Below are 664 nucleotides of genomic sequence, written 5' to 3' on the forward strand. Positions count from 1 at the left end.
TAATCACCACATCCCGGTAGGGACGCAGCACCTGACGTATCCAATATTCCCCACCCAGTCGGTTTACAAATCGCTTGGAAAGTAAGGTGATCCAGTTAATACCACGGATGGAATGCCCATACTGCAATTTGGCTGTATGAACCGCAGAATTAATCTGCAATTTTATAGGGCCACAGGAAGTCATGCTTAAGCTCCTCAACCTTAATCAATCCACTCATAATGACTTGATTAAGAAAGCGAATAGCCCCCAGTTTGGTGATAATCATTGCCGGCAGCCGCTGGGCGTATTCGGCTTTTCTCGCCAGATAACAGGGATCTTCATCGGCGGGAAAGACCCCTATTTCCATCGTGCAGTTAATTGAGGTCACGGCCGGGCACATCTTGCCATTGTTGGATATTGCCATATTTATTTCTCCGTAAATTCCATCACATGCTCTACCGGCGTGTTATCACTGGCCTGATATAAGGTTTTCTTTGGTTTCGGTGGGGCTTCCGGTGAACGCAGTTGTAGATTTTCTTCGGCCTCACTCCGTACAGTCATCGTTCTGCCCAGCCCATCGGTTTTACCGGAAAGGGTCTGACCGCCAGCGGTGGTAATGGTATAGCGGGTATGAGCCACTTCTGTTTGCTGGTCATGGCCTATCTGCGTGGTTTTATCCCAGAG

General features: G+C 48.6%; 1 protein-coding gene and 2 pseudogenes. All 3 read right to left on the bottom strand.

Annotation, left to right across the window (positions count from 1 at the left end; all coding sequences use genetic code 11):
- Positions 1-160: pseudogene (locus tag CKY02_RS23180) on the bottom strand (type VI immunity family protein); the annotation flags it as partial.
- Entirely contained in the window at positions 150-404 is a 255-nt protein-coding gene (locus tag CKY02_RS23185) for a hypothetical protein (RefSeq protein WP_240002135.1), read from the bottom strand. The pseudogene CKY02_RS23180 and the gene CKY02_RS23185, both read right to left, overlap by 11 nt.
- 2 nt (positions 405-406) lie before the next feature.
- A pseudogene (locus tag CKY02_RS23190) lies at positions 407-664 on the bottom strand (hypothetical protein); the annotation flags it as partial.

The organism is Photorhabdus bodei (assembly GCF_003287735.1).
Taxonomy (GTDB): Bacteria; Pseudomonadota; Gammaproteobacteria; order Enterobacterales; family Enterobacteriaceae; genus Photorhabdus; species Photorhabdus kayaii.

Excerpts from the sequence above, each read along its gene's own strand:
- CKY02_RS23185 (WP_240002135.1), bottom strand. The coding sequence starts at position 404 with ATGGCAATATCCAACAATGGCAAGATGTGCCCGGCCGTGACCTCAATT.